The organism is Microbacter sp. GSS18, assembly GCA_029319145.1.
GTDB lineage: Bacteria > Actinomycetota > Actinomycetes > Actinomycetales > Microbacteriaceae > Microbacterium.
Genome location: CP119753.1, coordinates 2,529,475 through 2,553,655 on the forward strand (window position 1 = coordinate 2,529,475; position 24,181 = coordinate 2,553,655).

A 24,181-nucleotide genomic window follows, 5' to 3' on the forward strand; every position below is an offset into this window, starting at 1 on the left:
ACTCTCGCACGCGGGCAATGTCGAGACCAGCACCGGGGTCGGCGGCTGGCACCGAATGCCCGAACACGCCCGCTTTGCGCGCGGCCGCTCCAGCGTCAGCGCCGCCTCCCTTCCTGCGTCAGCGGGCGAAACCGTGCGACCGGATTGGCGAGGAGTCTCGGCGGTGTGCGCTTGACCACCGACTATTGCAGCTGCGCCGCGAGGGAGCCGAAGTCTCGTTCGACGAGATACTTCCGGAGATACTGCTTGTGCCCGGCGTGGTCTCCGATGCTCACAGCCTCCACGTATGAGGCGAGAAGCGCTCGCGCGTCCTCGCGCCGGTTACGAGAGATGAGCAGATCAGCAACGTCAAGAGCCGCCGCTTTTGGGGTGATGGGGCCAAACGCGGGCGGGCCCTCCGCTTCCCAAGCTTCAAGAACGCGATCTGCGTTGTCGAAGTAGTCGAGGCGAGGGAGTGCCTCGTCGGTGAGCACCCGAGACACCTCCTCGACCGAGAGCCGGTCTCGGAGGTCCCACCACCGATCGAAGCCGCCGGGCAAGAAGTTGCCCAGCCCCCATCGCAGTTGGCAGTTGTAGTCGTTGGTCCACGAGCTCCTCGGAGAACCCATCCGGTTCATCTCTGGAACGTACACGCCGAGATTAATGCGGTATCGCCCGTAGAGGTCGGGAAGTAGCCCTGGCACCGCGTGCTTCCCGCTGGGGTCGTATGAACCGAGCTGGACCGAGACGTGGTGAACAAGCCCGTCGCTGACACTCCGGTTGAAGCTATTGGCTCGCTTGCGGAACCCAGCAGGCTTGAGGACCTCGTGCAGCGCAGTGGAGATCGACTTCGCTAGCTGGCCGTTCTCGGTCACGCTGCTCTACTCCGTCCCAGGCTCCCGCGACGCGGCGGTCATTGCCGATTCTCTTCAGGAAGCGGCTGCTCGTCCACTTTGCCTGCGCATGCAAAGGGACCCGGCTCCGGTCAACCGTAGTCCGGTCCGCATTTTCGTATTACGATGTCGCCATGGGTGACAAGGAGACGATCAACGGCGTTCCGGTGACGGAAGAGCAGATCGCCGCGTGGGCGGAGGAGGCCGAGGCCGGCTTCGACGTCCAGGCTCTCAAGCGGCGCGGGCGGGGACGTCCCGGGCGCGGAGCTGAGCCCGCGCAAGTGGTTGCGCTCCGGCTCACATCCGAGGAGCTCGCCGCTCTCGACGCTCGCGCCGAGCGGGAGCACAAGACCCGCTCGGAGCTCATTCGCGAAGCGATCGCTGCGTACGCGGCGTGAAGGTCCACGACTCTGCGCTCAAGCACGGCATCGCGCCCGAAGACATCATCCAGGCTGCATCGTGGCCGCTGTGGATCGACGATCTCGACGACGACTCGCCCGCACGCCAACTCCGGCTCGGGTTCGACAGGCAAGGACGGCTGCTTGAGCTGGTGGTGCTGGTCTTCGACAGCGGCAACGAACTCGTGATCCACGCCATGAAGGCCAGACCGCAGATGCTCGACCTCCTGCCGTAGGTCGAATCGAGCCACAGCGAACGCTCACGGGGCGCCATGCGCACGGGCCGGTCTCGACGCCGCGGGATGACTGGAGTGCCGACGAACGCACGCGGTTCAACGCCCAGATGTGTTCGCTCGCCGACCGGTTTGCGGCCGTGACCTGGGCGACTTCCAGACCGTGTCGCGCGATAGACGCGCCCTATCCAGGCACGACGGCCAACTGGAGCGCGATGGCTCGTCGCTCCTCAACGGGCGAGCTCGGCGAGCCTTCGGCCACGGACATCGCGTAGAGACTGGCGAGCTCGTCATCCGTCAGCTCCGGCTGATGTGAGAGCCACAGAGGGTCGGTGAGCGGCATCGATAGTTCGGCGCGGTGGAGATCGATCGTGACGTCAGCGCTAGCCGGGAGCGCATCGAACATCGATGGCCACGGTAGCGCGCCGGCGCCGATGGGTCTCATCAGTCGCGATAAGCCCTCGGAAGTTCGCGCCAGGGCGCAGTCGTCGACGAATACTGTGTGCACGAAAGGAGACGATCGCCGCGCTGCCGACAGCGGATCTTCAAGTCGGGCCACGACGTTGACTGGGCTGAAACCGAGCCAAAGCCCAGAGACACGATCACACAGTCGAATGGCCTCGAAGGTGGTCATCTCTTCGTGCGTCTTGAGAACGATCGGGCATGACGCCCATGACACAAGGCTGGTCAGAACCCCGCTCGTCCTGTCGAGTTGATCTGCCCACGAAGGTGTCTCGCGGAACCTGTCTTCGTCAACGCCGACGACCACGTGGAACGAGGCGATCCCAAGGCTGTCGCCTGCATCGATCTGGGCAAACGGATGCTGCGGAGCATGCCGATCAAGTCCCCAGCTTCGCTCTACGCGATCGGGGTGGGCCGAGGGCAGCGCAGCCGTCAAGGTGATGCCCGAGGCGATTGCGAGCGCACCGATCTCCGAGAGCTCCCCCTTGTCGAGCGTGGGGCTGACTAGTCGAACCGACGGCAGCTGGATCGTGCCGAATCCCAATCTGGCCGCAGTTGCGATCGCCGCCGGGAGATCGACACCCCCACCAGGAGGCGGTTGGTCGGGCAAGTCACGAAGGCAGATTCCCATCGGTCTGCTCCCACGAGCCCGCTCCCCGAGCTCAACCATGGCCAGCGAGACTGAAGCCCGTCTCCAACGACATACGGGGCGGCAGGGCGCCTGAGTCGGAGAACTCGATCACTTTACGGCTGAGGCGCACTTGTTACTCCTTCTGTAGTGTGGGAGTTCCCGCGCGTAAGCCAGTCACTCGATGGGTCGGGAATCGGAACAGCTTCAAGGAGTTCACGAGTGTAGGGATGACGAGGCGCGGCGAAGATCGTCTCAGCGGGCCCGCTCTCGACAATCCGTCCAGACTGCATGACGTACACGTGGGAGCACAGGTAGCGGACCACCGCGAGGTCGTGGGCAATGAACAGGATCGACAGTCCCAGTTCACGGTGCATTTCCTTGAGCACATTGAGCACCTGAGCCTGCACGGAGACATCGAGGGCGGAGACTGCTTCGTCGCATACGAGGAGGTCGGGCTCCACGGAAAGGGCGCGTGCGATGGCGATACGTTGACGCTGTCCCCCCGAGAATGATGCGGGATATCGGCTCGCGTCCGCCGCGTTCATCCCGACCATCTCGAGGAGCTCCCCGACGCGGCGTCGGCGGGCGCTCGATGTCGGGTGCAGTCCGTGGACGCGCATGCCTTCTTCGATGATCTGGGCCACGGTGAGGCGCGGTGAGAGGCTACCCATCGGGTTCTGGAAGACCATCTGCGTCTTGCGTCGATAAGCCTTGAGATCCGCCCCGCGCGCGGTCAGGACGGACGCGCCATCCTGGACAACCTTGCCCGCGTCGGCACGTTCGAGCCTCATCACGATGCGCAGCAGGGTCGATTTCCCGGACCCTGATTCGCCGACGAGGCCTACGACCTGTCCCGTCTGGACCTCCAGACTCACGTCGTCGAGTGCAACGACGTCCGGTTTTCCGAGGGTGCGGAACCGCTTGCTCACATTGTTGATTTCCAGCATCAGTCGACCACTCCCGCGACAAGGCCCGAACGGGCGACGAAATGACCTTCGGCAACTTCCACCAGGAGCGAGTTCTCGTCATCAGGTTCGGGGATGGTGGACCGGTCGAGTGGGGACAGGGGCGCGTCGGAATCGATGCGCGGGACGGCTCGGAGAAGCGCCTGCGTGTACGGGTGCCGAGGGTTGCCGAAGAACGACTCGACGGGCGCGTGCTCGACAATGCGTCCGCGGTACATGACAGCGACGCGGTCTGCGAAGCCAGCAACGATGCCGACGTCGTGGGTGATCAGGAGGACCGCCAGACCTCGGGACGCGGCGGCGTCGGACATGACTTGGAGCACCTGCTTCTGCACGCGTACGTCCAGCGCCGTCGTCGGTTCGTCTGCGATGAGGAGGTCAGGCTCGCCTGCGAGCGCCATCGCGATGACGACTCGCTGGCGCATTCCGCCGGAGAACTCGTGCGGGTATGAGATTGCCCGAAGGCCCGGTTCGGGGACGCCGAGCTCGGCGAGGATTCTCACTGTCGCCGCCCGCGCCTCGCGGGGGTTCATTCCGCGGGCTCGGTACAGAGGGGTGAGGTGCTCGCCGATGCGGCGCAGCGGGTCGAGCGAGCCCAGGGGGTCCTGGAATACCATGCCGACTTTGCGTCCACGCACCCGGCGCAGCTCACGTTCTGACATGGCGAGCACCTCCGCGCCGTCCACAAGGATGCGGCCGGTTGCATCGATACCGTCATCCAGCCCGAGGACTGCGCGGGCGGTTACGGACTTGCCTGAACCGGATTCGCCGACTAGCGCGACGCGCTCGCCGCGATCGACCGAGAGATCGACGCCGTGAACGAGCGGAACCGGTCCGCGCGGGCTGCGCGCAGTCAACCGCAGGTCTTCTATTCGCAGAATCGAGTCATCCACGTCAGTGTCCTCTCATGCGCGCGACCTGTCGGTGGTGGAACGCATCCCCGACGAGGGCGAAGCCCATCGATGTCACCGCGATGGCGAGCCCGGGAAAGAATGCCGCCCACCACGCGGTCGTTATGTAGCTCTTCGCGGAGAGCACCATCGCACCCCATTCGGCAGACGGCGGCTGGGCACCGGCTCCGATGAACGACATCGCACCGATGAGCAGGATCGTCATTCCCATGTCCCCGGCCCATTTGACCCACAGTGCCGGCAGGGCATTCGGGAGCACGTGTCGCGTCATCAGTGCGGGGGTATGGACGCCGAGCGTGCGTGCCGCCTCCACATAGGGCTCGTGCATCGTTTCGCGCATGATCCCCGCGAGCAACCTGGCTGTGATCACCCAGCCTGTTGCGGCAAGCGCGACGATGGATGACCAGAGGGACGGCCCCATCAGGGCGGCGATCAGGAGGGCGAAGATGAGTGCAGGGAATGCCTGCATGACGTCGACACCACGCATGATCAGGTCACCGAGCCACTTCGGCGAAAGGACGGCGCCCACAGCGACCATGACGCCGATGATCGAGTAGAGCACGACGATTGCACCGGCTGCGAACAGTGTCGTCCGGGCTCCGACCAGTACGCGCCAGAAGATGTCACGACCCTGGTCGTCAGTGCCGAACCAGTGCTCCGCGCTGGGCGGAAGCCGTGCGTCCATGATGTGGGAGGTATAAACATCGGGCGCGATGAGCGGTCCAATGATCGCCGCCAGTACAGCCACGATGACGATGACCGCTCCGAGAGCATCAAGGAAGCGTCCGGTGGTCTGGTGGCCGCCGCGCCATCGGCGCCGGGTCTCCGTGAGCCGGGCGAACCGTTCGTGGGCGTTCATTCGCCGCGGAGCGGACGATTCGTCCGGACTCGTCACGGGAGGAGATTCAAGCTGGGTCATGTCAGATTCCCATCTCCGCGCGCCGCAGCTGAGGGTCGCGGGCCGTCTGAACGATGTCGACTAGGACATTGGTGACAACGACGATGACGCCGATGGCGAGAACCCCGCCGATGACGACAGCCGAGTCCTTCTGTGCGACGGCGTTCGTCAGCATGGACCCGAGACCATCGCGCGCGAAGACCGACTCGACCAGGACAGCGCCACCGAAGAGGCTTCCGAACTCGATGCCGACCAAGATGAGCGTGGGCGTCACGACGTGCGGGACGATGTTTCTTCGCAGGACCTGGGATCGGCTCTGGCCGCTTGCGCGCGCGACCATGACGAAGTCGCGCTGGGCGATCGACATGAACTCGGCGCGCAGAATCCGGTAGGCGGGTCCGATGAACGCGAGGCTGAGCACGGTGGCAGGAAGAATGATGTGCGCGAGAGCATCGCTCACGGCTAGCGCGTCGCCGGCGAGCATCGCGTCCAGCAGTGTCGAGCCGGTGACCCTCGGGACGGAGACAGCGCCGATCGTGTAGCGGCCCGAGATGGGGAACCAGCCCAACAGCGATCCGAACAGTCGCTGGAACATCAGGGCGAGCCAGAATGTCGGCAGACCGCAGATGAGAATGATGAGGAATCGCCGCCAGGACTCTCCGCGCCCCGTCTGACGAAGGGCCGAGAGCGCAGCCAAGGGGAGAGCGATCGCGATCGACAGGATGACGCTGACGACAACGAGCTCTGCGGTGATCGGAAGCGCTGCGGCGATCTCGTCCCCTACCGGGCCACGGCTCGCGCTGGATATTCCGAGGTCACCTGTCCCGATTCGGCCGAGGAATGCGATGTATCTCTGGAGGAGCGGCCCCGAGAGACCGAGCTGCTCGCGGAGCTGCTCGATCTGCTCGGGGCTCGCCCCCGGGCCGGCCGCCGCCACCGCTTCGTCACCGGGCGTGATCTGGATCAGCACGAAGACGGCTGTCAGCAGCACGAAGATGGTGAGCGCAGCGCCCGCGAGCTTGCGCAGCGAGAAGATGGCGATGCGTGCCGGTGCGGTGGTCATCGGTCAGTCAGCGACCCTGAGGTCGGCGATCGCGAGCTGGCCGGACGGCAGGCGCGGTGCGCTCGACGGAGCAGCGATCGCGTCGCTGAACGCCCACGAGCTGTCAGTCGAGTACAGAGGTAGCGACGCGTTGTCCGCATCCAGGATCGTCTCGATCTCCTGGATGAGCCCGCACTGCGCATCCGCGTCCGGCGTCGCCTTGACCTCTGCGATCAGCGCGTCCACATCCGGGTTGCTGTAGGCAGGCTTGTTCGTGCCCACCGCGGCCGAGTCGTACACCTGCGTGATCATCACTCCAGGATTCGGGACGGGTAGCCCCTCCCCGGCAAGCATCATCTCGGGAATCGTCGACCAGTCGGTGAGCGAGGTGAGGTAGTCCGCGTAGGCGATCGGCTCGAGGGTGAGCTCGACGCCGATCTCGGCCAGGTTGGACTGAAGAAGTGTCGCCTCCTGCACCTGCTCCTCGAAGGCGGGCTGGTAGCTGAGGGTCAGGGTCAGATCCGAAAGCCCAGCATCGGCAAGGATCTGCTGCGCCTCGACGAGATCCTGATGCACCTCGGGCAGATCGGCCTCACAGGACAGTCCCGCAGGGAGCATGGTCGTGTTGAGCTGTCCGGCACCATTTCGGATGCTCGCGAGCCCGCCTTCATAGTCGTACGCGAGGCGAAGGGCTTCCCGCACTGCAGGGTCGGCTGTTGCACCGGTGGCGTTGTTGAGCCACACGATGACCATCGAGGAGCCGACTGGCACGACTGTGTAGCCTGCGTCCTCGACCGACGCAATGTCGGCCGCGGAGACACTCGTCGCGTCGACCGTACCAGCCAGCAGCTCGTCACGAGATGCCGACAGCTCGTCGATGCGTCGGAGAACGACAGTCCCGGGACGGTCGTCCGCGAACTCGAAGTAGTCATCGAATCGGGCGTACGTGATCGTCCCGGAATCGCTCGACTCCAGCGAGTATGGACCAGATCCGGCATCGTTGTTGAGCAACCAACTCTGTGCGTTGTCCGAGCCTTCGTTCTCGGACACGAGTGCGGAGTTCACGATGTACACCCGCGAGAGCTTGGAAGCGAAGAGGGCGTCCGGCGCTTCGAGGGTGATGGTGAGCGTCGCGTCGTCAACCGCCTCGGAGCTGGAGTAGCCGGCCATCTGCCCGACGATTCCGGTTCCGATGGTCTGGATCCGGTCGAGGGTGTACTTCGCATCGGCCGCGGTAAACGGCGTGCCGTCGTGGAACACGACATCGTCGCGCATCGTCAGTGTGATCTCGGTGGCGTCGTCGTTGTACGTGAAGTCGCTTGCAAGCGAGCCAACGAGGGCGCCGGTGTCGTCGTACGTGAGGAGGGTGTCGTACATGGGGCTGACGGCCGTGTCCACCTGGAGGTAGCTCGACTGCGAAGGGTCGAGTGTCGTGACCTCGTTGCGGTTGGAAACGACGATCGTGCTCCCGGCGGCGTCGGACCCGTCTTCGGCGGCTGGGGCTTGGGCGGCGCATGCAGAGATGACAAGGGCGGATGTCAAGAGCAGAGGCACGGAGGCGAGGTAGCGATTGCGTGACTTCGGCACGGTGTGGTCCTTCGGGCAGAGGGATGGATGTTTGGTGGAGCGGTGGCAACTGTATACAGATCGGTGTTTCGAGTGTGGGGCGCATTGTTTCGTTCGGATGAACAAAGCAGTCAAAAGGGGCTAAGAGCGGCGCCACGCACATCCGCACCGATTCCGCCGGTATACAGTTCTGTGACATCCAAGCCGGAGAGAGCATGAAGATCCTTGTCGTGAACTGCAATACGTCGACCGACACCAGTCGCGCCATCGGCGCGATCGCCCGCGCCACGGCTTCTGCCGGCACCGAGATCGTGATGGTCCAGCCCGGGTGGGGTGTCTCCTCCGCAGAGGGCTATTACGAGAGCTACGTCAGCGCCGCGGCGGTTCTGGATGCGCTATCGGAACACGGCCCCGTCGCGGATGCGATCGTGTTGGCCGGGTTCGGCGAACACGGACGCGAAGGTGCTAGGCAACTGTTGACTGCCCCGGTGGTCGACATCACGGAGGCTGCCGCGATTGCGGCACAGCTGGTCGGCCACCGCTACGGTGTCGTCACCACCCTGTCCACGACGGTTGCCGGAATCTGGGACAGCCTGACACTGTCGGGGATGAGCGCCCGATGCGTCGGCGTACGCGCCGCAGGCATCCCCGTGCTCGACATCCACGATGACGTCCACGAAACGGCGGCAGCCCTCGCGACCGAAGCGGAGATCCTTGTCGCGACCGGCGCCGATGCCATCGTGCTGGGCTGCGCGGGAATGGCCGGACTCGACGTCGCACTCGAGCAGCGCGTAGGGGTGCCGGTGATCGATGGCGTTCAGGCGGCGATCGGACTGTCGGAGACGCTTGTACGAATGGGAAAGAGCACGAGCAAGGTAGGCCCATACGCACCGCCCAATGCACACAAGCCGCGGCCCGGCTGGCCCCTCCGCCAATCCGCGATCGTCGCTCTAGACATCGACGCGCTCACGACGACCAACACACCTGGGAGCTCCTGATGATCAACCCCGACCGGATGGCCTCCGCGCCCGGGAGATTTCACGTCTCCGAGGCGAACCACTGGCCCGAAGCGCGCGCGCTGGCACAGTTCCCAGAGCGACTCAGCATCCTCGACTCCACGATCCGAAAGACCTACTTCACCGCTGGGAACGCGACCAGCCAACTGGGATTCGCACGCATCGCGGAGGCCCTGGTCGAACTCGGTGTCTCAGAGACATGTCTAAACGTGACCTGGGCAGGGGATGACGTACCGACACCCCAGGACTGGGAGCTGATGACCACGGTTCTGGACGCGAAACTCCCCCTGCGAGTCAACGTGTGGTCTGATGCATTGCTCGGCAACGGGAGGGATCCGCAGCCGATCCACCACCTCGACGCGCTGCGAACGCTCGTCGACGCAGGCGCAACCCAGATCGCCCCGGGAATCGTGCCAGCCCCGGATCCCGATGCCGAGAAGCGGCAGATGCAGCAACTCGATGAGCATCTCGCGCTGGCCGCCGAACTCGGCGTGACGACAACGATCACACTCGCGCAAGTCGGACTGCGCAACTTCGACGACCTCGTTCGTGTAGCCAAGCACGCGGTCTCCGCCGGCGCCGCACGCCTCGACCTCATGGACTCGACGAGCTCCATGTCACCCGAGGCCATGCGCATATTCGTGCGCCGGTTTCGGGCGCACGTCGGCGACGTCGATGTGACGATGCATGTCCACGACGAATTCGGACTCGCTACCGCGGCGGCCCTCGCGGCCGCCTCCGAAGGCGCCTCCCCCGATGTCTCGATGAACGGGATGTCCTACCGCGCCGGTTTCGCTCCACTTGAGGAAGTCGTCCTCGCACTCGAGGTCCTCTACGGCGTGGACACGGGTATCGCGCTGGAGAAGATCGCACACGTCTCACGCGTCGTAGCGGCGGAATCCGGGCTTCCCATCCCTCAGCTCAAACCGCTCACCGGATCCTTCGCACATCTCAAGCACATGCCCGGCGACGCAGCATCCGCAATCCAATCCGGAGACAGCGCGTTTCCGCCCATCTCTCACGGCATCGTGCCGTCACGGATGGGAGCTCACGTCGAATGGGTGTGGGGTGCTTCGAGCAGCCTCGCGCAGACCCGGGCGCTGGCATCGGACGCTGGCATGGATCTGACTCTCGCCGAGACGCGCGCGGCACGCGCCGCCCTCGACGCGGCTGTTGCGGGGATACCGAGGTATCCCCGCTGGCTACGGCCCGAGGACGCAAGGGCGGTGCTCGTTCGAACCGTGACAGGCATGCGTGGGGGCGCCGAGGCACGCGCCGCCCAGGACGTGGTTTCGGATGCAGTGGCGGCTCCTGACATCGCCGCGGCGATCGTCGATGCGCTGGGACAGTCCGCGTTCGACGCGGTGCAAGTGGACAGCGTCCGTCCCACCGTCGAGGCCGTCATCGGCGCCCTAACCGTTGGTCGGTTCATAGATCTACTCGAGGACTTCCGCCGATTCGGCGAGCACGCAGGCGGGGCACGACCCGCACTCTCCGACGCGGAGGAAAGCGCCATCAACCACTCAGATGATCAGGAACGTCGCCGGCTCGCCGAGACGGCACGAGAGTACGAGGCACGGTTCGGATTCCGGGCGGTTGCTCTTGCCGACGGGCGAACCGCACAAGAGGTGACCCGAGAACTGGTGGCGGCCCTGAGCCGCAACGCCGCAGAAGAGCTTGCCCGAAGTCGTGCAGCCGTCACGGATATTCTGTCCGCACGCATTACCCGAGCAGCCGGGGCCCATTCGACGAGTATGGCAGGGGGAGCCTGATGGACTCGCGCCTCTCGACCCAGATCTACGACACGCTTCGAAAGCGAATCATTGTCGGAGAGATTCCGCAGGGGACGCGCCTCGCTGAGGAGCGTCTGGCCAAGGAGCTCGACGTTTCCCGCGTCCCCCTGCGCGAGGCCATTCCGCAGTTAGAGGTCGATGGCTTCGTCGCGTCTCTTCCGCGTCGGGGGTCCGTTGTCACACGGTGGCGCACGGCCTTGGTGCACGATCTGTTCGATGCCCGCCTCGCACTTGAGCCGGCGGCGGCACGTCGCGCTGCCGCCCGTGCGCGCGAAGGAGCGTCGATGGAGGCGCTCCTCAAGGTGCAGAGCGAATCGGAGCTCGAGCTTGCCGCGGGCGATGAGCTGGGAATGGCGACGGCCAACACGCGCTACCACCAGGCCCTCGTCGACGCCGCCGGCAACGAGCTGCTCTCCGGGCTCATGAGAGCGACGAGCGGGCGCATGTCGTGGCTGTTCTATCTCACGAGGCAGCGCGACCAGAGTGTCGCATGTGAGGAGCATCGAGAGATCACGAGCGTCATCATGTCTGGGAACGAGCGACTCGCCGAGGCTGTCGTGTACGCCCACATCGAGGCGGGCCGTGTTCCCTCACTCGCTGCGATGAAGACGATCTTGGCCGCGGAACCGGCCGACACCGTCGCCTGACAACGGGCCGACCGGGATTACTCTGCGTGTGCCGTCTGGTAGCTCGGCGGGAACAGCTCATCAGGCGGAGAAGGTTCCGCGGTGCGCGCTCCATAGCCGGCGCGAAGCTTGCGGAAGATTCGCTGCGCCGCGTCCTGCAGCGAGGCCATGTCGACGCCGACCAACTCGCCGTCGAGGACGCGCACCTCGCCACCGACCATGGTCATCGTCACTGCGCGCGCGGAGGAGTGCTGGATCATCGTTCGGATCGGATCGTCCACGATCCCATCCCGAACGTTACCGAGTCTGACTGCTGTCAGGTCTGCTGTAGCACCCGCGCTGATTCGTCCGAGGTCCGGGCGGCGGAGGGCCGTCGCTCCGCCGAGCGTTGCCGCATCGAGATAGTCACGATGTGAACCGGCATCGAGCCGCCCCGCGAGGATCTTCGCCACGGAGGAACCCATGTCCATGCCACGCAGCAGATCTGGCGGAAATGAGTCGGTGCCGAGGGCAATCTTCACTCCAGCCGCCCGGTATTCGTCGAAGCTCTCTAAAGCCGCGCCGTAGTGCGCAGACGTGAGGGGACAGTGAACCACCGTTGCCCCCGCATCCGCGATGCGCTGCACCGATCCACCACCAGCCGATCCAACCCGCGAGTTCTCATCGGTGTAGATACCGTGCGGAATGAGCAGACGTTCCGTGAGCAGGCCTGCGCTCTCCAGGAGGTCGAGCGGTGTCGTCCCGCGCTCGCGCAGCAGGCGGAGTTCCTCCAGGCCCTGCAGGCAATGAAGGCGCACCAAAGTGTCGAGGGCGTTGGCTGACCTTCCCGTGCGGACAAGCACCTCGTCCGTCAGCGTCTCGATGCGGCACGGCAGCAGGACACCGGTGATGAGGGGTGACTCGAACTGGCGCGTCCACTCGATGAACCGGATCGCATCGTCCAGGCCATCCTCGCCGCGCCTCGGTTCCCAGTGCAAGTGCAGCTCGTCGTCGTCGACGACCGGCACGGCGCTGCGATAGCTCGGCCCAAGGAAGACCCGGAGCCCCAGGTCTTGCGCCTCCTGCGCCATCTGGAGCGCGTCTTCGAACGTCTCAGCCCACTCCGAGTGCACCTCGGAGGCGATGGGCATCGCGGTTGTGACACCGTGGAGCAGCAGTTGCGCGAATGCGTATCGCCGCATCATGGCGCGTTCGCCGCTTGTGAGCACGTGCTGTCGCTCGGGGTCGGCGGCATGCCGCGACGACCACTGCAGTCTGCGGGCGTCGGATGGAGAGTGCCACGAATCGAGGATGGCGTGGTCGATGTCACTCAGTGCATCCAGATCTATGAATCCTGGCAGAAGCACAGCATCGCCCAAGTCGATGTCGACATCCTCGCCGCGCGATGGACGGACTTCCGCGATCTGGTCGCCGGCGACGATGACGTCGCCGTTCTCCAGCATGCGGTGCTCGCCATCCTCGTGGGTAAGCACCCAACGTGCGCGCACGACCGTCATCGGAGCGATCCCTTGTCCGCGACGACGCGCCCCTCGTGGATAACTGTGCGGTCGGTCGGACGATCCATGACAGCCGACGTCGCTGTCTCCGCGTCAAGCAGCACGAAGTCGGCGGCATCCCCAACCCCGAACCCGCGTTCCGGACCCGTTGGCGTATCGGAGTCGATCACCGCTGCGCCACCGAGCGTCGCCGACAGCAGCGCGCCCTCGATGTGTTCGTCGCGACGCATCCCATTGGTGTAGGCCAGCATCCACGTGCGTTCGAGCATGTCCGTGTTCCCGTACGGCGACCAGTAGTCACGCTGTCCGTCCTGACCGAGACCGAAGCGGATTCCATACTCGGCGATCTCCAAGAATGGCAGTGGTGATCGACCCGCGGGCGCCACAGTGGTGAGGGCGATGTCCAGTTCGGCGAGGTCTTCCAGGACTTGCTGTCGGGCCACGTTCGGCAGATCCGCGAGGAAGAAGGCGTGCGCGATGGTCACCCGTGACCGATAGTCCAGCGCACGCACCCGCTCGATGATCTTCCGCGCCGTGAAGAGCCCCAGCTCTCCCGGCTCGTGAAGATGGATGTCGACCCGCGCATGATGGCGCTCCGCGAGCTCGAACACGATGTCGAGGTGCTGCCGCGGGTCGCCATCCAAGGCGCACGGGTCGATCCCGCCGACGATGTCGGCGCCGCTTCGCAGCCCGGCTTCCATCAGTGCGGGAACCCCCGGCTCGAGAAGGAGCCCTGCCTGCGGGAATGCGACGATCTCGACCCGGCTGCGTAGGGCGTGCTCGTCGCGCGCGGCGAGGACACCCTCAAGGCGCTCGAGGCGACAGTCCGCATCGACCTGAGCATACGAACGCGCCCGAGTCATCCCGTTCGCAATGGCGCGCCCCAGGGTCTCTGTCGCGCGATCAGCGACCGAGGCTTCCGCAGAACGCCAGTTGGCGCGGTCGTTCATGATCTGATTCCAGATCGGCCCCGGTTCAGCCGAGTGCGGCCGGAACGGAAGACCTATGCGCGTCGAGTCCAGGTGAACGTGCGCATCGGTGAACGAAGGGACGATGATCCGACCGGCTCCATCGACATCGACATCACTACGCGCGGCCGATACGTCATGAGGCTTGATCTCGACCACACGTCCATCGCGAACGGAGATGTCGCGGGCAGCGCCTCCCCATGGTCGAGCATTCCAGATGGTGATGTCTGACATTCCAGCTCCGTATACAGTTTCTCGTTCAGTTCGATGGTCTACGGAAGAATAGGGCACGAATGTTGCGCGCTTGTATACAGATCCGCCATCACGTCGCCCTCGACGAGCGATCCGCCGAATCCCTGCAGTCCCGATGAGGACCCGGGGCCGCGAGCGACGCAGCCGCTGTGTGGCATGCGCGCCAGATAGCGCCAATCGAGCGGTTGGAGGGGTTCGCTTTCCTCACGACCGGCTCAATCGCCGACGTCGACGATGACCGCGAGAGTTCCACCTCCAGGCGGCCCCTGATGGGTCGCCGATCCCGAGATGTAGATGAGATTGTCCTGCAGGTGTCCCGCGAACATGCCAGCGACTGCCGCCTTGACTTCGTTGCCGTAGTTGCGGTTCTCGACAACCTGGCGACGTCCGCGCAACTGTGGCGCTGGTCCTGGACCGACCTTCACGTAGACCGCGACCACGCGAGCCCGGTCGGCGTCACTCAGTGGCTCCTCCCCCACATCCAGTCCAGCTCGGCGTATCGCGCGGGCGAGGGCCCCGACGTCGAGGAAGTCGGCGATGACCGCATGCCCCACCCGAAGCCGTCCCGGCGCGCCAGACGCGTTGCCGAATGCGATGACCTGTGTGTGCGGCCCATCTCCACCCACCGGTTCCCACTCGTTGGCGGAGAAGGAAGCCTTGCCCGACCAAAGATCGAAGTCACGTGCGACTGCATCGTCGTCGGGGACGACCAGTCCGTCCAACGCGACCGCGGCAGCAAGTCCCGCGCCGCCGCTCGTCTTGCGGAACAGTGCCTCGTCGTCGAGCTCGCGCACGTCTTGTCCGGAAGCTCGGGCTGCGCGCAATTGTTCACGCGGAACGTAATACGCCTTGCCGAGCAGGTACTCGACCTCGTGGGGCTGCATTCCACCGTTCGTGATGGCCGCACGCATCGCCGCCACGTTCTCCTCGATGGTGCGTGCTCGCCCGGTCCACTCAGGCTGCATGATCGCCGACCGTGCAGTGCCGATCGCCAACCGTGATCCCGAGTGGGTGGTCGCAGGTGCGCTCCTGCCCGTATAGACGACGACGTGTGGCGTGAGAATGCCGACGCCCCCCGCTGTAAAGGACATTGGGATGGCGGCTATCTGCTCGGCAGTGCGAGTACCGCGCTCGAGCAGGAGCCGCCTCAGCGCACGATCGGCGTCGACCCTCGACGTCTCGCCCGGTTCGGTGCCCTCGGTCTTTCCCGTCACAGCGACGACGTCGTCAAGGCTGAGAGCGCCATCCCGGTGCATCTTCTCCAGGGCGGCGACATCGGTGGTGTGGTCGAGCGTGACGCGCACTGCGTCGATCGCAACGGATTCGCGGAGGGATTCGGGCGCAATGGACTGACTCACTCTGGGACGGTAACGCCCCGGAGTGTCCTGGAGATTTCGAACCGTCTCTGATTCCCTGCTCCACGTGTTCGGCGCATTGCATCCGTGTTGCGAAACAATGAAATGCGCCAGCAGGAAGCACCAACCGGCTCAATCTGTATACCGAAGTAGGGCGATATGCCTTCGGGGCCAGCGCTGGAAAGCACTCGTCGAGTGATCTGTATACGAACTGCACCTGCCTGCTCGACGGGATCACCAGGGTTCACGTTGCACGATCGCGGAAGTACAGCCCCCGGTGAATCGCATGTGCGGTGGAGCGTCGTCTCAGGTACCGCAGCCGCGGGGACATCGAGAGGCTCGACCGAGGGCGCCGAGAATCATGCTCCCGGTCGCGATGAGCGTCACGAACAGCGCCGTGCCGCCGACGAACGAGGCGCCGAGCTGACCAATGGTCGCCTTCCAGGTCAGGCCGAACAGACCGTTGATCGCGTGGAGGATGGCGAAAAGGGAGGTCGAGAACATCCACACGGCTGCGAGGGACCAGCCCGCCTGCTGTGCGCCGACGACGAGAATTCCGCGCGCAAGGAGCTCTTCGGCCGCGCCGACCACCAGGGCCGCAGCCGCGAGGATGACGACGCGGCGCGCGCCCAGCCCACGGAGATCGGCGCGGGCTACGGTCACGACACCGACGACCAACCAGAGCAGCGGCACAACGACCGCCCACGCGGGTCCGGTCGGCTCCTGAGTGAGGACGTCAGGCCACCAGCCGAGGACGGTGGTGGCGACGCCAAGGCCGAAGAGCCCCAGCCCGATCGGGATGATGATGCCGCGGGTCAGGGTGCGGCTGCTGTCCGCGATACGCGGATAGTCGACGCGATTCGCCTTCCACAGCGCAGCGACCAACGCCACGTAGGCGACGAAGATGGCAACGGTCATGAGCGCGGGCAGTGTGTCGGTCATCGGGGTCCTTGCATCGCGGTCGCCGTTCGGGAGGAGGCGCCCTGCGAGGGCCAGGCGGCTCGGCCGGTTCACGCCCCTCGGCGACGATCGCCGCTTCGAGCGGCAACTCGAATGCTACTCATGACGTTCGGCCGCGAAGAGGCACCCCGACTCGCCAAGCCCCGGGATGAGGATCAAGGTCGGTCGGTCCAAGGGGCGGGTGCGAAAGACCGGGCAGCGCATCGGCGCCGACCATAGTCTGAGCGGAGTCCGCTGAGAACGTGCAGCGCGCGTGAGGAGAACGACGAGATGAGACCACTTCGGTACGCGATCAACGTCACGCTCGACGGCTGCGTCCATCATGAGGAGGGCCTGCCTCCCGATGAGGAGTCGATGCGCTTCTGGACTGCTGAGATGGGTCTCGCCGATGCGCTGCTGTTCGGCCGCACGACCTACGAGATGATGGAGTCCGCCTGGCGGCAGCCGGCCACGGGAACGTGGCCCGACTGGATGAGGGAGTGGGAGATCCCGTTCGCCGAGACCATCGACCGGGCGAAGAAGTATGTGGCGTCGAGCAGGCTCGGAGCGGTCGATTGGAACGCCGAACTGGTGCGAGATGACCTGGGGTCAGCGGTGCGTAGGCTCAAGAAGGAACCAGGCGAGGGCCTGTTCGTAGGCGGCGTGACGCTCCCGCAGGCGTTGGCAGATCTGGGACTGATCGACGAGTACGTGTTCGTCGTGCAGCCGATCATCGCGGGGCACGGGCCGACACTGCTCGCCGGGCTGCGCGAGCGCATTCAGCTCGAGCTCGTTGATCGCCACGACTTCCAGTCGGGGGTGGCCGTTCTGCGCTACCGACCCAGAGACAATGCGTGACTCGCGACGTGTCGCCGGCGTGACGCCCAACCGGCACCAAGCCATCGAAGACATCCCGATTCAGCATCGCTCGAGAGCCTGCTGTGGCCGGCCCGCACAAGAGCATCTACCGCGCGCTTCCCGCAACGTACGCAACCAGGGCCGATCGAGCACTGCCCGGTGGGGGATCGCACGCGGCGCCTTGATGAGCTTCGGAGCGTTCGACGGGGCGGTCTCCACATCCGCATTGACATGCAAGTAGACACTTGCCTATTCTGACGGTGTGGGAGACGTCTATCAGGCGCTCGCAGATTCGACCCGACGGCTCATCCTCGATGAGTTGACGGACCAGGACGGTCAGAGCCTGTTCGAGCTGTGCGGGCGGCTGGCGATGCGGCACGGCATCACGTCGACGCGTCAGGCGATATCCCAGCACCTGGCGGTCCTCGAGCAGGCGGGGCTCGTGAGCTCGCAGCGAACCGGGCGCACGAAGATCCACCACATCCACTCCGAGCCCCTGCGCGCGATCGTCGAGCGCTGGACTCCCGACCCGAAGGACTGACACATGGGCATCCGCATCAGCGTGACGAGCGTCTTCGTCGACGACCAGGCCAAGGCACTCGAGTTCTACACGGACAAGCTCGGCTTCGTCCCCAAGAGAGACATTCCCCTCGGCGAGTTCCGCTGGCTCACGCTTGTCGGGCCGGGCGAACCCGACGGCACAGAGCTGCTGCTCGAGCCCGACCAGCACCCTGCCGCGAAGGCATACACCGCCGCGCTCGCTGCGGACGGCATCCCTTCCGCCTCGTTCGCCGTCGACGACGTCACCGCCGTGCATGCCGACCTCTCCGCCCGAGGTGTGCAGTTCACGCAGAAGCCGACCGCGATGGGCCCGATGGTCACCGCGGTCCTGGACGACACGTGCGGGAACCTCATCCAGCTCACCAGCCCGGCCTGAACTTCAGCCCCTGCGCGCAGCACGGCCGCTCGGATCGCTCGCCGCTGACGCCGCGCTATCCATCACCCGTCCCGTGCCGCTCTGGGGCCGGCGCGCAGCCGCTCGGCCTGCCGCACCAGGTGCTCCTGTTCGAGGCTGCTCGTTGCGCGGCGCGCCGCCTCCGCGTACTCAGCGGCCGCCGTATCCCGCTCGCCCGCCCGTTCGTGCAGGTAGGCGCGCGCTGCGTAGATGCGCGGAACGTCGTCGGAGATCCCGGCGAGCGCGGCGAGTCCGGCGTGCGGGCCGTCGGCCTCGCCGATCGCGACCGCCCGATTCAGTCGGATCACCGGCGAGTCGCCGAGGGCGAGCAGCTCGTCGTACCACTCCACGATCTGAACCCAGTCCGTCTCGGGCGCCGTGGGCGCGTCGGCGTGGAGCGCGGCGATCGCCGCCTGCGCCTGATACTGCCCGAGCCGGTCACGGGCGAGAGCAGACTGGAGGACCTCGACGCCCTCGGCGATCGCGGCGGCGTCCCACCCGGCGCGATCCTGTGCGGAAAGGGGCACGAGCCGCCCGTCGACGATCCGCGTCGGCCGCCGCGCGTGATGAAGGAGCATCAGCGCGAGAAGCCCGTGGGCTTCGGGCTCGTCGATGAGAGCGACCAGCTGCCGGGTCACCCGGATGGCTTCAGCGGCGAGATCGATCTCGCCCGAGTAGCCCTCGTTGAACAGCAGATAGAGCACACGCAGCACCCGTGACAGGTCGCCGGGCTGATCGAGGGGGACGCCGGCGAGCCGCTGCTTCGCACGGCTGATGCGCTGAGCCATCGTCGCCTCGGGCACCAGGAAGGCATCCGCGATCTGCCGCGTCGTCAAGCCCGCGACGGCGCGGAGGGTGAGGGCGGTCGCCGATGTCGAAGTGAGTAGCGGGTGGGTGCAGAGGAAGTACAGGGCGAGCGTGTCGTCGCGGTGCGGCACCGGACCCGGCTCAGCCTCAGCCGCGAGGCGCGCCTCACGTGCGACGCGGGCCCCGTCGCTGCGCACCTGGTCGAGGAACACGCGCCAGGCCACGGTGACGAGCCAGGCGCGCAGGTCGCGGACGCCCTCGAGATCGGTTCGATCCAGCGCGCGGACGAGCGCGGTCTGGACGGCATCCTCGGCCGACGTGAAGTCCGCGCCGCGCCGGACGAGGATGCCGACCGCCTCGGGGATCGCGCGACGCAGCGCCGCGACATCCGCCCCGGTCATCACGCGTCTGCGGGCGCGGCGCTCATCACCTCGCGCAACTCGAGCCACTCGCCGAGCGGCGCCCCGCCGGCCCACGGCGCGGCCGACAGCTCGGAAGCGAGTTCGAGCGCCCGCTCGTACGAGTCGACGTCGATCATCATCCAGCCGGCGATGAGGTCCTTCGTCTCGGCGAACGGGCCGTCGACGACAGGAGGACGCCCCTCCCCGTCGAAGCGAACCCACGCGCCGCCCATCGAGAGCCCCTCGGATGAGACCAGTTCGCCCGTGGCGATGAGGCGCTGTTCCATGTCGTGCATGTACTGGATGTGCGCCGACCACTCCTCGGGCGCGAGCTGGTCCATCGGGACGGGGTTCGCCGCCGGGCGTCCGCCGCGGTAGTGCTTCAGCATCAGATACTTGGCCATGTCAGCCTCCGGTTCGGTGCGGCCCATTCTGACCGCTTCACAGAGGAGACGGAACCGGCCTCGCGTTCTCGACATCGGTCGCCGAAGCGGGAACCCACCGCCGCCCGTTGACGACACCTCGAGGTGGCGCGGCCGCTCGAGGATCGTGCCGGACGTGCGCCTCATCGGCGAGGTCGTGTGACGGTGAACCGGCTGCTACCGTCCCCCGCACGGGGTGTGCATGCACCAGTCGCCGGATCTCGACGACTCACGGATGCGACCGGTCCGAGGACGGCGATCGCGCCCCTGCCGCTCATCCCGCCGGGGTTGGCTTCACCCGCAGTTCCGCTGCGATCGCCCAAGCGGCTGCCCGGGCATCGAGCCCGATCTGGAAGAGCAGACCCTTGAGCGGCGTGCTGATTCCCACGAAACGGAGCCCGCGTGCGTGGGACAGCGTGTGGCGCCCGAGCACGAGCGGCTCGCCGCGCTCGCCGAGCACCCCGAGGTGCCCGACGACGGGCGCCAGGCCCGTCGCGTAGCCGGTGGCGGCGATCACAGCATCCGGTGACACACGCGTGCCGTCGGCGAGCAGGGCCTCGTCGCCCTCGAACCGCTCCAATGCGGCGACGGGGGTGACCGTTCCGGCGCGGAGGGCTGCGACCAGACCGACATCGATGGTCGGAGTGCGTCCGGCGGAGCGGGCCTGGGCGACGATTCCGGCGGTGGGGCGAGGCATTCCGAATCGCGTCAGGTCGCCGAGGGTCGCCTTCTGCAGCAGTCGGTTGGCGGGGTCGACGAGCCAGGCGGGCAGGACGTCCATCGGCACCGCGAGGAGCGTGGTCGGGAAGGGGCCCACCTGTCGCGGGATCACGTTCGGAGGAGTCCGGATCGACAGCAGCACCTCGGCGGCGCCCTGCTCGGCGAGGTCGGCGGCGATCTCGGCGCCGGTGTTGCCGGCGCCGACCACGAGCACACGTCTGCCGACGAAGGGTGAGGCATCGCGGTACTGGGAGGCGTGGATCACACTGCCGCGGTACCCCTTCTGCCCGGGCCACGCCGGCGCGAGGGGAACGCTGTTGTAGCCGGTCGCGAGGACCACCTGGGCCGCGCGCAGCGTGCCCGCATCCGTCGTGAGCTGCCACCCGGCACCGTCGTGATCGATGCGCGTCACCTGCGTGCCGAAGCGCGGATGGATGCCATGACGACGGGCGTAGACGCGCAGATACCAGGCGACGTCCCCCTTGGCGACCCACCGGCCGAAGCGCCTCGGCATGCGCAGGCCAGGCAGAGCGGACTGGATGCGCGGCGTGTGCAAGTGCAGTCGGGAGTAGCGGCGGTCCCAGCTTTCCCCGACCGACGAGCCCTGATCGAGAACGAGGACGTCAACGCCGCGACGCCGCAGACCGGCGGCGACGGCGAGGCCGGCGGGGCCGGCTCCCACGATCACGACATCGGCGTCCATCGGCTCCGTGGCGGGGCATCCCGAAGCATCCTCGACATTCAGCATTGCCCGCACCCGCTGCTCATGCCTGCACCGCGAGGTACTCGTCGACGGTCGCGAAGCTGACTGGCATGTCAGCGGTTCTCACGCTCATCTGTGCGGTCGACGCGGTCGGGGGCGTAACCCGTTTCACCGCTGATGTCGGCGAGCGCGTCGTTGTCGCCCGTGACGCGTGCGGTCGGGGTGACGGGAGCCTCGTCCACGTCGTCCTGGTCCTCGAGCTTCAGCGCGGCGCGCGCATCTTCCTGCGCGAGCCCGAACAACGTCCGCACGTGAATGTCGCGCTGCGGGAACGGGATCTCGATGCCGTGCCGCTTCAGGGCGGTGTGCAGTGCCCAGTTGTAGGCGGCGGTGACGGCGATCGGCTTCATCGTCGCTTCGGGATTGAGCCAGACGACCAGTTCGAACCCCAGGGCGCTGTCTCCAAATTCGCTCAGCCAGACCTGCGGCCGCAGCGGCCCATCGAGGTCGAGGGTGAAGGGCACCGCCTCGGCCGCTTCCAGCGCCGCCTTCTTCACCAGCTCCTTGTCGGTCCCGTACGCGACGCCGAAGGGGATGCGCACGCGACGACGCACGTCACGGTGTGTCCAGTTGACGACCCGACCGGTCACGAACTCCAGATTCGGCACGATGACGTCGATGTTGTCGTTGGTGACGATCGTGGTGGCACGCATCCGGATGTCTCGCACCTGCCCGGTCGCGCCGGACTCGAGCTCGACGAAGTCACCCACCTTGAGCGACTTGTCCAGCAGCAGGACGATTCCCGCGACGAAGTTGCCGACGAGCGGCTGCAGGCCGAAACCGAGGCCCACGCCGAGCGCCCCCGCGAGAAGGGTGAATCGGCTGAGCGGGACGCCGAGCTCGGCGATGACGAGGAAGAAGCCGATCGTCAGGACGATGTAGGCGACCAGTCGCGACAGCGTGTACCAGGTCGAGGTGTGCGCGGCGTCCTCGCGCCTCGAGTAACGCACGATCGCCTTCCGCAGCACGATGGACACCACGATCGCGACCACGGCGATGATCGCCGCAGTGATCAGATCGGACCACCTCAACGTGGTGTCGAAGATCTCGACGACTCCCGTGCTGACTGCCGGCATGTGCCCAGCAGACCACACGATGACCTGCGAAGGGAGGGGGCTTGCCGAGGACGCGCGCGGGTGTCCGCTGGATGCCGCCGCCGGCGATCGCCATGTCGCCATCGGCAGCCCCGTGAGTCGACCCGGCGGTTGTCGCACGACCGGCAGGCGGAGGCACCGAGCGCCGCGGGTCGAGGGGGAAGACAGCCGCGAGCCGGACCGGTTGACGCGTCTCCCGGTGGCGGATACGGTCGCCCCAACGGACAAGGGGGTCGTACGTATGGTCACACGCACGCTCATCGGCACGGGCGCAGCACTGCTGCTGGCGCTCGCGGCAGCGGCGCCGGCGAACGCCGCACCGCCGGAATGCAACTGGGGAGTCGCGACGAGTGATTCCGTCGCCGAGTTCGGCGGAAAGGCGCTCGGGGAGCACTCATCGGACCCGTCGGGCGACGGACCCGGCTATGAGAGCCGGGTCGGTCTGCCGAACCTCGATCCGTCGGCCGAAGGAAGCGACAAGCTCGTCGCGACCTGCCTCATCGTCACCGGAGGCTGACGCCGAGCGATCCGCGCGAAGACCGGCTGAGGCGACGAGATGAAGCCGCTTCGATAGCCGGTGGCTCACCGCGAGTTCCGATCGGGCGCGGTCGCACGACGCTACCGACCCGCGGATCGCTCTTGACCCGGTGACGACTCGCGCCGACCCGGCGGTCGGCGGGCACCGCGCCTCAGAGAGTCGTCCCGACCCACGCCTCGGGGGAATCCGCGCCGGGATCAGCCGAGCACCTCCACGCCGAACCCGGCGACGACAGCCCGCACTTCGGCGAGGTAGCGTTCGGCCTGTTCGGTGAGGGGGATCGCGGCGTGGCCGATCCAGCCGATCTCGATGCGCTCGTCGACCTCGAGCGGGATGGCGACGATCTCGGGGTCGAGCTCCTCGCTGATGATGCCCGTCGAGATGGTGTAGCCGCCGAGTCCGATCATGAGGTTGAAGATCGTCGCGCGGTCGGAGACCCGGATCTCCTGCTTGCTCGACAGGGTCGAGAGGATCTCTTCGGCGAAGTAGAAGGAGTTGTTCGCCCCCTGGTCGAAGGTGAGCCGCGGCAGATCGGCGAGATCGGCGAGAGTCGCACGATCTCGGGAGGCCAGGGGGTTGGACCGCGAGATGAAGATGTGCGGCTCGGCGCGGAAGAGCGGGTGGAACGCCAGCCCGGAGTCCCGGAGCAGCTTGTCGATGACCTTCCGGTTGAAGTCGTTCCGGTACAGGATGCCGATCTCGCTGCGGAGCGTCCGGACGTCCTCGATGATGTCCCACGTGCGGGTCTCACGCAGCGCGAACTCGTACTCGGGGGCATCCGCGGCCTTGACCATCCGGACGAACGCGTCGACCGCGAACGAGTAGTGCTGCGCCGACACTCCGAGCAGGCGCCTGGACGGCGGTCTGCCGAGGTAGCGCTGCTCGAGCAGCTCCACCTGCTCGACCACCTGCCTGGCGTATCCGAGGAACTCTGCACCGTCAGCGGTGAGGGTGACGCCGCGGGCGGAGCGGACCAGGAGCGCCCTGCCCACCCGGGTCTCGAGGTCCTTCATCGCCGCGGACATCGTCGGCTGGGCGACGTAGAGGACGTCGGCGGCCGCGGAGATGGACCCCTCCGCGGCGACCTCGACGAAGTAGTGGAGTTGCTGCAGCGTGACGCCGCTCGATCCCCGAGACATAGGCAAACCCTATATGAACACATAGAAGACCCGAGTTACCCGATATCTGCCGGGCGCTTGC

Annotated in this window: 25 protein-coding genes; 9 read left to right on the forward strand and 16 right to left on the reverse strand. The window is 66.4% G+C overall.

The annotated features are described in order from the left end of the window. Nucleotides 1–182: 182 nt before the first annotated feature. Nucleotides 183–854: a DUF4304 domain-containing protein gene (locus P0L94_11605; protein WES63100.1), complete on the reverse strand. Its 672-nt coding sequence runs from the start codon at nucleotides 852–854 to the stop codon at nucleotides 183–185. A 152-nt stretch (nucleotides 855–1,006) separates the two neighbouring features. Here P0L94_11605 and P0L94_11610 point away from each other — a divergent pair, with 152 nt between their 5' ends. Both P0L94_11610 and P0L94_11615 read left to right on the forward strand, forming a co-directional pair. Continuing rightward, nucleotides 1,007–1,270 (forward strand): ribbon-helix-helix domain-containing protein, encoded by a 264-nt coding sequence (locus P0L94_11610; protein WES63101.1) that lies wholly within the window; start codon nucleotides 1,007–1,009, stop codon nucleotides 1,268–1,270. Next, complete coding sequence (locus P0L94_11615; protein ID WES63102.1) at nucleotides 1,267–1,506, forward strand: hypothetical protein; 240 nt, start codon at nucleotides 1,267–1,269, stop codon at nucleotides 1,504–1,506. The genes P0L94_11610 and P0L94_11615 overlap by 4 nt, the downstream gene beginning before the upstream one ends. Before the next feature lie 181 nt (nucleotides 1,507–1,687). On the opposite strand, the gene P0L94_11620 is transcribed toward P0L94_11615, so the two are convergent. From P0L94_11620 to P0L94_11645, 6 genes are all read right to left on the reverse strand, one after another. Then, nucleotides 1,688–2,596: a TIM barrel protein gene (locus P0L94_11620; GenBank protein ID WES63103.1), complete on the reverse strand. Its 909-nt coding sequence runs from the start codon at nucleotides 2,594–2,596 to the stop codon at nucleotides 1,688–1,690. Nucleotides 2,597–2,709: 113 nt separating this feature from the next. Further along, nucleotides 2,710–3,543, reverse strand: coding sequence for an ATP-binding cassette domain-containing protein (locus tag P0L94_11625; GenBank protein WES63104.1), 834 nt, complete (start codon nucleotides 3,541–3,543; stop codon nucleotides 2,710–2,712). Next, nucleotides 3,543–4,454: an ABC transporter ATP-binding protein gene (locus P0L94_11630; protein ID WES63105.1), complete on the reverse strand. Its 912-nt coding sequence runs from the start codon at nucleotides 4,452–4,454 to the stop codon at nucleotides 3,543–3,545. The genes P0L94_11625 and P0L94_11630 overlap by 1 nt, the downstream gene beginning before the upstream one ends. Nucleotide 4,455: 1 nt before the next feature. Beyond that, nucleotides 4,456–5,391 (reverse strand): ABC transporter permease, encoded by a 936-nt coding sequence (locus tag P0L94_11635; GenBank protein WES63106.1) that lies wholly within the window; start codon nucleotides 5,389–5,391, stop codon nucleotides 4,456–4,458. A gap of 1 nt (nucleotide 5,392) precedes the next feature. Then, nucleotides 5,393–6,433, reverse strand: a complete 1,041-nt coding sequence (locus P0L94_11640; protein ID WES63107.1) for an ABC transporter permease — start codon at nucleotides 6,431–6,433, stop codon at nucleotides 5,393–5,395. A 3-nt stretch (nucleotides 6,434–6,436) separates the two neighbouring features. Continuing rightward, nucleotides 6,437–7,999: an ABC transporter substrate-binding protein gene (locus P0L94_11645; GenBank protein ID WES63108.1), complete on the reverse strand. Its 1,563-nt coding sequence runs from the start codon at nucleotides 7,997–7,999 to the stop codon at nucleotides 6,437–6,439. A gap of 194 nt (nucleotides 8,000–8,193) precedes the next feature. On the opposite strand from P0L94_11645, the gene P0L94_11650 reads away from it, so the two are divergent. From P0L94_11650 to P0L94_11660, 3 genes are read left to right on the forward strand one after another with little or no spacing between them, the layout of a single operon-like run. After that, nucleotides 8,194–8,976: an aspartate/glutamate racemase family protein gene (locus tag P0L94_11650; protein ID WES63109.1), complete on the forward strand. Its 783-nt coding sequence runs from the start codon at nucleotides 8,194–8,196 to the stop codon at nucleotides 8,974–8,976. Beyond that, nucleotides 8,976–10,766, forward strand: a complete 1,791-nt coding sequence (locus tag P0L94_11655) for a 2-oxo-4-hydroxy-4-carboxy-5-ureidoimidazoline decarboxylase (GenBank protein WES63110.1) — start codon at nucleotides 8,976–8,978, stop codon at nucleotides 10,764–10,766. The genes P0L94_11650 and P0L94_11655 overlap by 1 nt, the downstream gene beginning before the upstream one ends. Then, nucleotides 10,766–11,434 carry a GntR family transcriptional regulator gene (locus P0L94_11660; GenBank protein ID WES63111.1) on the forward strand — a complete coding sequence of 223 codons (669 nt, stop codon included), beginning with the start codon at nucleotides 10,766–10,768 and terminating at the stop codon, nucleotides 11,432–11,434. Before P0L94_11655 ends, P0L94_11660 begins: the two co-directional genes overlap by 1 nt. A gap of 17 nt (nucleotides 11,435–11,451) precedes the next feature. Here P0L94_11660 and P0L94_11665 read toward each other — a convergent pair whose 3' ends face one another. The 4 genes from P0L94_11665 to P0L94_11680 all read right to left on the reverse strand — a co-directional run bounded on the left by P0L94_11665 (nucleotide 11,452) and on the right by P0L94_11680 (nucleotide 16,426). Further along, entirely contained in the window at nucleotides 11,452–12,909 is a 1,458-nt protein-coding gene (locus P0L94_11665) for a chlorohydrolase family protein (protein ID WES63112.1), read from the reverse strand. Next, on the reverse strand, nucleotides 12,906–14,111 hold the full coding sequence (locus P0L94_11670) for an amidohydrolase (GenBank protein ID WES63113.1): 1,206 nt from the start codon (nucleotides 14,109–14,111) through the stop codon (nucleotides 12,906–12,908). Before P0L94_11670 ends, P0L94_11665 begins: the two co-directional genes overlap by 4 nt. Before the next feature lie 233 nt (nucleotides 14,112–14,344). Further along, nucleotides 14,345–15,487: a ring-opening amidohydrolase gene (locus tag P0L94_11675; protein WES63114.1), complete on the reverse strand. Its 1,143-nt coding sequence runs from the start codon at nucleotides 15,485–15,487 to the stop codon at nucleotides 14,345–14,347. A 303-nt stretch (nucleotides 15,488–15,790) separates the two neighbouring features. Then, a complete protein-coding gene (locus P0L94_11680; GenBank protein ID WES63115.1) occupies nucleotides 15,791–16,426 on the reverse strand; it encodes a CPBP family glutamic-type intramembrane protease in 636 nt (211 codons plus the stop codon). Between the two features lie 288 nt (nucleotides 16,427–16,714). On the opposite strand from P0L94_11680, the gene P0L94_11685 reads away from it, so the two are divergent. The 3 genes from P0L94_11685 to P0L94_11695 all read left to right on the forward strand — a co-directional run bounded on the left by P0L94_11685 (nucleotide 16,715) and on the right by P0L94_11695 (nucleotide 18,218). Further along, nucleotides 16,715–17,281 (forward strand): dihydrofolate reductase family protein, encoded by a 567-nt coding sequence (locus tag P0L94_11685; protein ID WES63116.1) that lies wholly within the window; start codon nucleotides 16,715–16,717, stop codon nucleotides 17,279–17,281. Between the two features lie 262 nt (nucleotides 17,282–17,543). Then, nucleotides 17,544–17,822: a metalloregulator ArsR/SmtB family transcription factor gene (locus P0L94_11690; GenBank protein ID WES63117.1), complete on the forward strand. Its 279-nt coding sequence runs from the start codon at nucleotides 17,544–17,546 to the stop codon at nucleotides 17,820–17,822. A 3-nt stretch (nucleotides 17,823–17,825) separates the two neighbouring features. Then, nucleotides 17,826–18,218 carry a VOC family protein gene (locus P0L94_11695; protein ID WES63118.1) on the forward strand — a complete coding sequence of 131 codons (393 nt, stop codon included), beginning with the start codon at nucleotides 17,826–17,828 and terminating at the stop codon, nucleotides 18,216–18,218. A gap of 62 nt (nucleotides 18,219–18,280) precedes the next feature. Here P0L94_11695 and P0L94_11700 read toward each other — a convergent pair whose 3' ends face one another. The 4 genes from P0L94_11700 to P0L94_11715 form a co-directional block, all read right to left on the reverse strand. Continuing rightward, complete coding sequence (locus P0L94_11700) at nucleotides 18,281–19,444, reverse strand: sigma factor (GenBank protein WES63119.1); 1,164 nt, start codon at nucleotides 19,442–19,444, stop codon at nucleotides 18,281–18,283. Then, nucleotides 19,444–19,848, reverse strand: coding sequence for a YciI family protein (locus P0L94_11705; GenBank protein ID WES63120.1), 405 nt, complete (start codon nucleotides 19,846–19,848; stop codon nucleotides 19,444–19,446). Before P0L94_11705 ends, P0L94_11700 begins: the two co-directional genes overlap by 1 nt. Nucleotides 19,849–20,140: 292 nt before the next feature. After that, nucleotides 20,141–21,334: an NAD(P)/FAD-dependent oxidoreductase gene (locus P0L94_11710; GenBank protein WES63121.1), complete on the reverse strand. Its 1,194-nt coding sequence runs from the start codon at nucleotides 21,332–21,334 to the stop codon at nucleotides 20,141–20,143. 68 nt (nucleotides 21,335–21,402) lie between these two features. Next, nucleotides 21,403–22,425 carry a mechanosensitive ion channel gene (locus P0L94_11715; GenBank protein WES63122.1) on the reverse strand — a complete coding sequence of 341 codons (1,023 nt, stop codon included), beginning with the start codon at nucleotides 22,423–22,425 and terminating at the stop codon, nucleotides 21,403–21,405. Nucleotides 22,426–22,684: 259 nt separating this feature from the next. On the opposite strand from P0L94_11715, the gene P0L94_11720 reads away from it, so the two are divergent. Continuing rightward, nucleotides 22,685–22,960, forward strand: coding sequence for a hypothetical protein (locus tag P0L94_11720; protein ID WES63123.1), 276 nt, complete (start codon nucleotides 22,685–22,687; stop codon nucleotides 22,958–22,960). A 218-nt stretch (nucleotides 22,961–23,178) separates the two neighbouring features. On the opposite strand, the gene P0L94_11725 is transcribed toward P0L94_11720, so the two are convergent. Further along, nucleotides 23,179–24,120 (reverse strand): LysR family transcriptional regulator, encoded by a 942-nt coding sequence (locus P0L94_11725; GenBank protein ID WES63124.1) that lies wholly within the window; start codon nucleotides 24,118–24,120, stop codon nucleotides 23,179–23,181. Nucleotides 24,121–24,181 lie beyond the last annotated feature (61 nt).

What these genes read in the sequence shown, in the direction of transcription:
- P0L94_11610 (WES63101.1), top strand. Translation starts at nt 1,007, where the DNA reads ATGGGTGACAAGGAGACGATCAACGGCGTTCCGGTGACGGAAGAGCAG.
- P0L94_11620 (WES63103.1), bottom strand. Translation starts at nt 2,596, where the DNA reads ATGGGAATCTGCCTTCGTGACTTGCCCGACCAACCGCCTCCTGGTGGG.
- P0L94_11625 (WES63104.1), bottom strand. Translation starts at nt 3,543, where the DNA reads ATGCTGGAAATCAACAATGTGAGCAAGCGGTTCCGCACCCTCGGAAAA.
- P0L94_11635 (WES63106.1), bottom strand. Translation starts at nt 5,391, where the DNA reads ATGACCCAGCTTGAATCTCCTCCCGTGACGAGTCCGGACGAATCGTCC.
- P0L94_11640 (WES63107.1), bottom strand. Translation starts at nt 6,433, where the DNA reads ATGACCACCGCACCGGCACGCATCGCCATCTTCTCGCTGCGCAAGCTC.
- P0L94_11650 (WES63109.1), top strand. Translation starts at nt 8,194, where the DNA reads ATGAAGATCCTTGTCGTGAACTGCAATACGTCGACCGACACCAGTCGC.
- P0L94_11655 (WES63110.1), top strand. Translation starts at nt 8,976, where the DNA reads ATGATCAACCCCGACCGGATGGCCTCCGCGCCCGGGAGATTTCACGTC.
- P0L94_11660 (WES63111.1), top strand. Translation starts at nt 10,766, where the DNA reads ATGGACTCGCGCCTCTCGACCCAGATCTACGACACGCTTCGAAAGCGA.
- P0L94_11665 (WES63112.1), bottom strand. Translation starts at nt 12,909, where the DNA reads ATGACGGTCGTGCGCGCACGTTGGGTGCTTACCCACGAGGATGGCGAG.
- P0L94_11670 (WES63113.1), bottom strand. Translation starts at nt 14,111, where the DNA reads ATGTCAGACATCACCATCTGGAATGCTCGACCATGGGGAGGCGCTGCC.
- P0L94_11680 (WES63115.1), bottom strand. Translation starts at nt 16,426, where the DNA reads ATGACCGACACACTGCCCGCGCTCATGACCGTTGCCATCTTCGTCGCC.
- P0L94_11685 (WES63116.1), top strand. Translation starts at nt 16,715, where the DNA reads ATGAGACCACTTCGGTACGCGATCAACGTCACGCTCGACGGCTGCGTC.
- P0L94_11695 (WES63118.1), top strand. Translation starts at nt 17,826, where the DNA reads ATGGGCATCCGCATCAGCGTGACGAGCGTCTTCGTCGACGACCAGGCC.
- P0L94_11700 (WES63119.1), bottom strand. Translation starts at nt 19,444, where the DNA reads ATGACCGGGGCGGATGTCGCGGCGCTGCGTCGCGCGATCCCCGAGGCG.
- P0L94_11705 (WES63120.1), bottom strand. Translation starts at nt 19,848, where the DNA reads ATGGCCAAGTATCTGATGCTGAAGCACTACCGCGGCGGACGCCCGGCG.
- P0L94_11710 (WES63121.1), bottom strand. Translation starts at nt 21,334, where the DNA reads ATGCTGAATGTCGAGGATGCTTCGGGATGCCCCGCCACGGAGCCGATG.
- P0L94_11715 (WES63122.1), bottom strand. Translation starts at nt 22,425, where the DNA reads ATGCCGGCAGTCAGCACGGGAGTCGTCGAGATCTTCGACACCACGTTG.
- P0L94_11720 (WES63123.1), top strand. Translation starts at nt 22,685, where the DNA reads ATGGTCACACGCACGCTCATCGGCACGGGCGCAGCACTGCTGCTGGCG.
- P0L94_11725 (WES63124.1), bottom strand. Translation starts at nt 24,120, where the DNA reads ATGTCTCGGGGATCGAGCGGCGTCACGCTGCAGCAACTCCACTACTTC.